Origin of the sequence: Stenotrophomonas sp. PFBMAA-4, from assembly GCF_030053215.1 — a bacterium.
GTDB lineage: Bacteria > Pseudomonadota > Gammaproteobacteria > Xanthomonadales > Xanthomonadaceae > Stenotrophomonas.
The window spans coordinates 1-7,660 of the sequence record NZ_JASGBW010000061.1 but is presented as its reverse complement, the minus strand read 5'-3'; the positions used below and the strand labels follow the sequence as shown (position 1 = coordinate 7,660).

General features: G+C 60.1%; 5 protein-coding genes. 2 read left to right on the top strand and 3 right to left on the bottom strand.

All coding sequences use genetic code 11. The annotated features are described in order from the left end of the window. On the bottom strand, positions 1-586 hold a 586-nt coding region (locus tag QMZ26_RS21000; protein ID WP_283222568.1), incomplete at its 3' end, for a phage late control D family protein. 580 nt (positions 587-1,166) lie between these two features. Between QMZ26_RS21000 and QMZ26_RS20995 the strand changes: the two genes are divergently transcribed. After that, positions 1,167-4,184 (top strand): toxin VasX, encoded by a 3,018-nt coding sequence (locus tag QMZ26_RS20995; protein WP_283222567.1) that lies wholly within the window; start codon positions 1,167-1,169, stop codon positions 4,182-4,184. Positions 4,185-4,222: 38 nt separating this feature from the next. Then, the gene (locus tag QMZ26_RS20990) at positions 4,223-5,272 is read left to right on the top strand and encodes a hypothetical protein (RefSeq protein ID WP_283222566.1); all 1,050 of its coding nucleotides are present in this window, start codon (positions 4,223-4,225) and stop codon (positions 5,270-5,272) included. A gap of 272 nt (positions 5,273-5,544) precedes the next feature. On the opposite strand, the gene QMZ26_RS20985 is transcribed toward QMZ26_RS20990, so the two are convergent. Together QMZ26_RS20985 and QMZ26_RS20980 are read right to left on the bottom strand one after the other, a co-directional pair. Next, a complete protein-coding gene (locus QMZ26_RS20985) occupies positions 5,545-6,498 on the bottom strand; it encodes a hypothetical protein (protein ID WP_283222565.1) in 954 nt (317 codons plus the stop codon). Continuing rightward, positions 6,467-7,660 (bottom strand): type VI secretion system tip protein VgrG (locus QMZ26_RS20980; RefSeq protein ID WP_283222564.1); only part of this gene is annotated, 1,194 nt, incomplete at its 5' end. The genes QMZ26_RS20980 and QMZ26_RS20985, both read right to left, overlap by 32 nt.

Sequence of the window (7,660 nt, the reverse complement as noted above, 5' to 3'; positions counted from 1 at the left end):
CATGCTCGAACCAGTAATAGATGCCTTCTTCGGCCAGCAGGCGCTGGATGAAGGCCAGGTCGCTTTCCTGGTACTGGGTGGTCAGGCTGCGCCGCGCGTACTGGCTGGCATCGCCCAGCGACCAGCGCCAGGCCGGCGCCAACGTGCCGTAATCGGCGAACAGGTCTTCGACGATCTCGACCACGGTCTTGTCATGGAAGACGTAGCTGTCCACGCGCTGGGAGAGGAAGGCCAGCCAGGGCTGCAGGCGCAGCCGGTAGCGCGTCAGGCCGCCATTGCTACCCAGCCGCTCGGCGGCGGTGATGCGTCCATGCAGCGGCCGCACGCTGCCGTCGGCCTGTTGCAGCTGCAGCAGCGCGCCCTGCCCGATCAGCGGTGCCAGCGCCAGGCTCGCATCCAGCGAGAGCGCCGTGATCGTGGATCCATCGAACTGGACGACATCCTTGCTGGAGCGGGAACGCTTTCTGCCAGCGGCGCGGGCAAGGAAATGATTGAATGCATCTGCGGCATGAACTGGAACAGTTTCGCTCTCCCGCAGTATCTTGGGGACATATTGCTCTGGATGATGTTGAGGCCGTTGAGTCACTCTGCATCATGCGTCCCATCGACGGCCTACCTACTCCATGGTACTCCTGCGCATACTGCGACTCCGTGCTGTACCCACAGTCAGTGCGGCTCCTCGCGCTCAGCTGATGCATGGTGGGGATGCGAGCATGATCCCCTCACGCAACGTGGCGTCAGCGAGCGTCACCTCACCCACGAATTTGGTCGACGGACGACAGTCCGAATTCGCATCTACATCGAAGACGCCACCTTGTATCGAAGGCCGCGACAAAGCCTGTCGGCCTCCTTCCAGGCGCGTCTCGGCTTGCGGCGTCCGGCCACGGACGCACGCCGCTATTCTACCTGATCCGTAGCATTTTCCCGACCTTCTCTGCGTCAACGCAATCTGCAGGAGCGATGCGCACTACCGCACTCGGCCTATCGTGGCGGTGGCGCGGCCACCACAAGTAAATATGCTACTGGCATCACAAAAACCCCAATTCATAACTTCACCGCACAGATGCTACGGACCCTGCATCTGTGCGCGAACTGGATCAAATTCCATCCTGCCTCTACTATGAGCCTTCCCCTCGACTCATGCCATTCCAAGGAAGGCTGCCTGCATGAACGACGTAGACGTTGCACCTGATCGCGCCAGCCAGCTCAATGCGGCTCTGGCACATGCACAAGGAAGCCAGTCGGCGCGCAAGGACGAATCTTGCCCCAGCTGTGACAAGCAGGGTCTGGCGATGCTGGTGGCATTGTGGGCGGTAGTACCGCCCCAGGACTTTCCGGCATCCTTCCGCGAGAACAAGACATACGTCAGCCACTTGCTGGCGCACCAGTTCTACGAGGGTGACTACCTGCGTGCACGGCCTCTCAACAAGGCCGAAGCCGGTGGATCCCTTGAATGCTCTCAGTATGTTCTGCGCCGGCTCCGCCAGGGATTCCTCTACGTTTACTACCCGGATGGAAAGCACTGGGAGATCTACGCATCCCAAGCTGACGGCCGTCTGCTGCGTGTGAATCTTGATACCCCCCGCCCGATGGGAAAGGGTGACGTTGCCTGCAAACGGTTTGGAACTGGAACCGGAACATTCCTGCTGAACATCGACACGAAGGCTGCGAAGAGCGGGAAAGTACATATCGGCTTCTCTGATGCCTTCTGGACAGCACGTGTGCGCGCGGATGTCGCGGGCAACGATGATCTTCTGTCCAGCTTCTTGAAAGCAATCGATCTGTCCAGCGCCGGGAACATTGGAAGCGGAACCTACAAGATCAGCGATCAGGACATCGAGCATGTCGTCCTCGGCTTCCAGGAAAGGCCCCAGACCGATACGGTAAACCGGGAGGCCTACACCCGGCCCAAGAGCGTCTCATCGAAGACCGTCTATGCGGAGATGGTCCGAATGAATCAGGCATTTGATGCGAGCGGCAAGACCACTGGCATCCTGCTGCCGCTGCAGGATGACATCGGCATCACAACGCAGCTGAACTATGCAAAGTCCCGCGCTTATACGGACATAATGGGCGAGGACGATTCGTACACACAGAACGATCGCGACAAAATGGATGCTGCAGCCTTGCTGCAGAATATTAGGAACGGCTCCAGCGAAGCCTGGTCGCGAATAGAAGATGACATCAATCAGGGGGAATTTGATACCTATCTGCAGAAGTACATCGTCTGTGCCGAAGCCACAGCCAATTACAAGACATTATCCGCAGACTACCGTCAATGGATGCGACAGGTAAAATCAAAACCGTACTCCCGACTGTTCGACGCTGCAGTTGAGCAAAATGGGGCACGTCTTTCCAGCATCACGGCCGACCTGTACGCCAATTGCGGCCAGACCGAAGAAGAATTCAACGATGTCCTGCTGGACGCACTGAACTCAGAGCCGGAGAAATCCAATGATCTTTTCTGGAGGGGAGCGGCAGCTGCTGACACCGGTTTGCTGGCGCTGCTGACCAACCCGACCATCGACAAGACCATTCTTGATGCAAAGAAAAAATTCGATGAAGTGAAGGGCCAGCTAGAACTACTGGAGCAGATCAAAGAGGCAAAGACCCAAGCTGCGGCCGCCAACGCAAGAAACTGGGAAGTACTGGCAGCTACATTGATGGCTCGGTCAGGCCGCCTCAGCAAGGCGCACCCCAAGGCATTCCGCCGCACCATGCGCAGGATCCAGCTTTTGACCCTGCAGCATTCCGGAATAGCGGTGATCGAAGCAGCTCTCGAGACCGACAGTACGGGCTATCTTCGTCAGCTGCGGAACGCGTACGCTTCCAATCCAAGGAAGATCAACCTGACACCGAAGGGCACGAATGATCGTCGTGCCGTCGTTCATTTGATTGTGGGCACCTGGACGCCAGGCAAACCTATTCCGCCGGCACTCCAGGCGGCGGCATCAGCGTTTTCCATTCAACCAAGCGAGCTGCCGCCGAGCACCACCACTCATGTGGCCAGCTCCCCGGACGGTGCAGGAAAGCTCAAGGCACTGGTTGGAATGAACATGGGTATCGGCGCGGTCCAGGCGTTCTCGCTGATATCAAGCATCAACAATCTCGGCGTCGACCTGACTTCGGCAGCTGCTAGCGGCCCCAACATCTCAAGAATTTCCAAGGACATTGGTGAAGCCAGTGTCGCAGCTCTTGGACTGTGGGCGACTGTAGCAGAGACCCGCGCATTGGCCGGCCAGCTCTCTAATGCCGGCGCCAAGAATGCCCGTTACTTCGAACTTACTCTAAAAGCCGCACACCTCGGCGCGATCGCGGGAACCATCGAAGGGATCTTCCAAATCTACGATGCGTCCCTACTGTGGGACCAAGGGGATACTGCGGCATCGGTGTTCAGGGGTGTCTCTGGCGGTACATCTATCGGCGCAGGCTGGACAGGCTACGCTGCTACCCGTCTTATTGCGCGCCAGGCAGCAGTAGGCGCTGCCGGCGAACTTGCTGCTGGAGCAGCGACTGCATCGGGCGCGGCACGCGCTGGCGCGGTGGTCACCGCTGAAGCCCCTCCGGTCGCACTGTGGCTTGGAGTGGCAAGCGGCGTTCTGTTTGCCGTATCGATCTCAGCAGACCTTTGGTCGAAGTATCTGACGACCATTCCCCTTGAAAAATGGGCCGACCGCAGCTTCCTCGGCAAGAATAGGGGCACGTGGGGTGCAAAGTTCAAGGACTCAAAGGAACAGTTGCATACGCTGCTACGCGAGCTCTATGCGATCAAGGTAGATGAGCCCAGCTATTGGGACTCGCTGCTGAAGTTCGAAATTGAAGTTCCTGTCTGGGGCATGGCAAGCAAGATCGACATCAAGCTGAAGATGAAGGACCGCATCATTCGTTGGTATGTGTATGAAAACAGCAACGGCACGACTAACGAGGCAAGCTGGCCTTTGAAAATTTCCGGTGGCGAGGACAATGACGATTTCGCAGGCACAGGCACGGCGAAGGGTGAAGGGGCCGTCTTTACCATTGCCATGGGCGATCAGTCGTGGTTCGAAGCGGTGAAGAACGTCCTCGGAATGAACCTGATTACTCCAGCAACCCGGATGATCTCGGGGATACCGTCCATAGAGGTGTCATACTGGCCAAACACTGCGGCCTACGAGAACTTTTTCGTTGATGGGAAAGAGAGGTGATTATTTCAATGAACTGGCTCCGAGCACACGTCTGAACCATGCACAGTCAACAAGATCTTCGTTTTACTGAAGGCCCCCTTCCCCGTACGGCAACCTCGCACGCCTACTCCGTACGCGACGTGGTGCGCCTTGACGATGAAGCCATGATCTGGTCGGAAAGCAATGCTGCTTCGCGGATGGAATCCATCATGCCGGTCGCTGCGTTGGTGATGCTGTGCATAGCCATCGGCCTTGGTTATATGGGGGTGATGGTGACGCTAGAACCCACCTTAGGCATTGCAATGCGTGTGTTCGCATCGGCGAGCGCGGGCCTTAGTGCTGCGGCGCTCACCGCAATCGCGTTTCTCTGCGTCAAATTGAGTATCGGCAGTAAGCAGAGCGACCTTCATTTCTTCCGCAAGAGCAGAAAGGTATTCTGCATTGTCGACGGCAGGCATTGTCTGTTGGACTGGAACAACGTCAGACCATACGCCCGCGTTGGGTACGGCATGGTCCAGTTCGGCGCGCCCTTGATGATGGCTCTCGACCTGATGGAAATCTATCCGGAAGCCCCCGAGACATGGCGTCTGCGCTTCACCGTCGACGGCCCCCTTCCAGACAGAGAGGCTTGCCAGCAGTCATGGGAATTGATCCGGCGCTACATGGATGAAGCGCCCGAAGCGATGCCCGCCACATTCGTGGTTGATCAATCGCACTGGACGACATCCCTGCTGGAGCGAGGGCCACTCTCGGCCGGCGGAGCGGGCAAGGAGATGATTGAACGCATCCGCGCCATGAACTGGAATGTGTTCATGGTCCCGCAGTACCTGGCGAGCGTACTGCTCTGGCTGGTCTTCTGGCCAGAGCCCTTGTCACAGATGCTCTATGCCCACTTCAAGCGACCCGTGGCGCCACCCGCGGAGCTTCTTGCCAGCAACTCGCTTCTCGGCAGCAGCGCGCACTACTCCATTCTACGCCCCAGCCCGCGAGACATTGCTGGTAGACGAAAGGCCGCCCTCCAGGTTGCCGTGGCATGCAGCATCTGCTGCCTCATCAGCATCACCGGCTGGGGTTTGATCACCTATTCGCTTCTTTTCCTGCGCACCTGACAGCACGGCGTTTGCCTGCCGTTGTCCATCTCAAGCCTTCACCAGGGTACACCATGACGATTTCCCTCGGAAACATTTTCTATATTGCGTTGGCGCTTGGACTGATCGGGTTCCTTGCCCATTCCACCTATCATTACCTTGGGCGATTTTCCGGGTGGCAATCCAAGGGCAAGCGATGGCTTGCCATCAGTCCACTCATTGGCGGCATCGCACTCGTACTTTTCACTGTAATTTTTGTAAGCACGAGGTGAGATGGCGGGGAAAAGCCCAGCTCAAGCCCTGTGCACAGTCCCTTGGCGTGGGTTAGTTGCTGTCAATTGGTTGATGACCACTGCCATGCAACCCTGCCGGCCCTGCATGCCCGACAGGGTGGAGCCGATCTCCGGGTCCGCCCAGAAATCATCGCCGTAAATCCCGCAGCAGATGGCAAAGGCCACTCGATCATCCTTTTCCTGCATCTGCCACCGATCCTCGGCAGCGCGCAGATTCCGGGCCACATCGAGTGCGTAGTCTTCGCTGTGGACACAGCCAGCCTTCTCAAGCGACCCCAGTACAAGATTCACGTCAGGCAGCAACTGGATCAACCGCACCTGCTCCGTAGAGAGCTGGAGCTGTGCCGCCAATGGCGATAGAGGATCCTGCTGTCCCGGCTCATGCGCCTGAACACGAATGAGAAGGTCGCGCCGCATCCATGCATATGACAGGATCGGTGCCAGCAGTTGCCGGTGCTGATCCGTATCCAGAATTCCGTTCAGCAGGTCCATGACCCTTGGATCCCAGAATCTCAGTGTCCGCCGCTCGCCCTGAATGACGAGCTGGCTGCTTCTTGCCAGCGCGCTGGCGACCTGCATTGGATTCTGGTCGTCCGCCAGTACAATCCATGCGCCCATCGAGCGAGCACTGGTCGAGCTGGAGCTGTCTGCGGAGTGTCCTGCCTGTTCAATGGCAAGTTGAAGGGAAAGATCGGCCACAGGATCACGGCCGAAGGCACCCGCGCGCAGTAGATAGGGCGCTGTGCCTTGCGGGAATCTGGCCGCGGGAAGCGGAAGCGTGAACCTGGGATTCCCGCTTTCCACGCCGGAGAATGGATCCTGGAGTGACGGATCCACCAGGAGATACAGCGCGCCCCCCGCCCTTTCACGCATCTCGATCAGTTGGCGTCGCAGGTGTTCGAACAGCCGATGATCGTTAGGATCAGACAAGCCCGGCCCCTTGGCTGGATGCATCTTCCAGCTTCAGTTCGCACCCCTTGAATTCGGCGCTCGGCATCTTCGCCTCCCCCGCCACACTCGCCGGCCCCAACCACTCCCGCTGGCTCGCCTTGAATTCCACCTTCCCCGGCGCACCCAGCTCGATGTTGTCGCCCTCGATCCGGATGTACGCCCCTGCCGCCGTCGCCAGCAGGTGCTTGCTCGGCGCCGACAGCATCACGTCCGCCTCGGTACTGGCGATACGCACCTGGGTCTTGGCCGCCACGATCGCCTGGTTCTTGTGCGCGCGTGCGCTTACCTTGCCCTGCGCGGCGTGCAGTGCGATGCCGCGTTCCTGGTTCGGGCTCTCGCCGCTGGGCTGCACACCGGCGGTGTACAGCACCAGGCCGCCGGCAACCGCCAGCGTCAGCGAGCCCTGCGTCATCCAGTTCAGCGCCACGCCGCTGGCCAGGGTGGTGTGCGTGCCGCTCACCCAGACCTGGTCGGCCGGGGTCAGGCTCAGCACGCCGGCCACGCCACTGCCCAGCAGAATCGGGGCGCTCCAGCCCGGCGCTTCGCCATCACCCCCGGTGATGCTGCCGGCCGTGCTGCCGCTGTGGGTCGCACGCAGGTGTTCCTGCAACTCGCCCAGCGTGGTGTCCGCAGGCAGCTCGGCCGGGTCGCTCGGCAGCTGCGCCTGCTGGTTGGCCGCCGATTCGGCCAGCTGCTGCAGCAGCTTCTGTCCTTCCTGCAGCTGCGCCAGCGCCTGCGGCGCGGCCATCTGCGGCGTGCCCTGCTCGGTGGTCAGCAGCAGGCCGCGGCCGGCGCGCAGTGCGCCCTGTGCCTGCGTGGCCAGCTCCACGCCAAAGCCGCGCTCGCCGTCGCGCACGTTGTCCTGGCCGCCCTTCAGGTGGCCCAGCGTCAGCGTGGTTTCGTGCTGGGTGGTGGACAGCTGGGCTCGGCCCTGCCCGGGCGTGTCGTCGAAGCGCAGCTGCTGGTAGCCGCCGGTGCCGCCCTGGCTGTCGGCCAGCGCCTGGCTCTTGAAGCCGGTATACACCGCCGCGTGGTCATTGCCCTCGAACCACGCCGCCGCGTTGCCGGTGGCGTTGCCGCCACCGCCGTTGATCTGGTTGTGCTGCGCATCCTGCTGGCCACGGCCGTTGTAGACCGCACCGACCACCACCGGGCGATCGATGTC

Excerpts from the sequence above, each read along its gene's own strand:
- QMZ26_RS20995 (WP_283222567.1), top strand. The coding sequence starts at position 1,167 with ATGAACGACGTAGACGTTGCACCTGATCGCGCCAGCCAGCTCAATGCG.
- QMZ26_RS20990 (WP_283222566.1), top strand. The coding sequence starts at position 4,223 with ATGCACAGTCAACAAGATCTTCGTTTTACTGAAGGCCCCCTTCCCCGT.
- QMZ26_RS20985 (WP_283222565.1), bottom strand. The coding sequence starts at position 6,498 with ATGCATCCAGCCAAGGGGCCGGGCTTGTCTGATCCTAACGATCATCGG.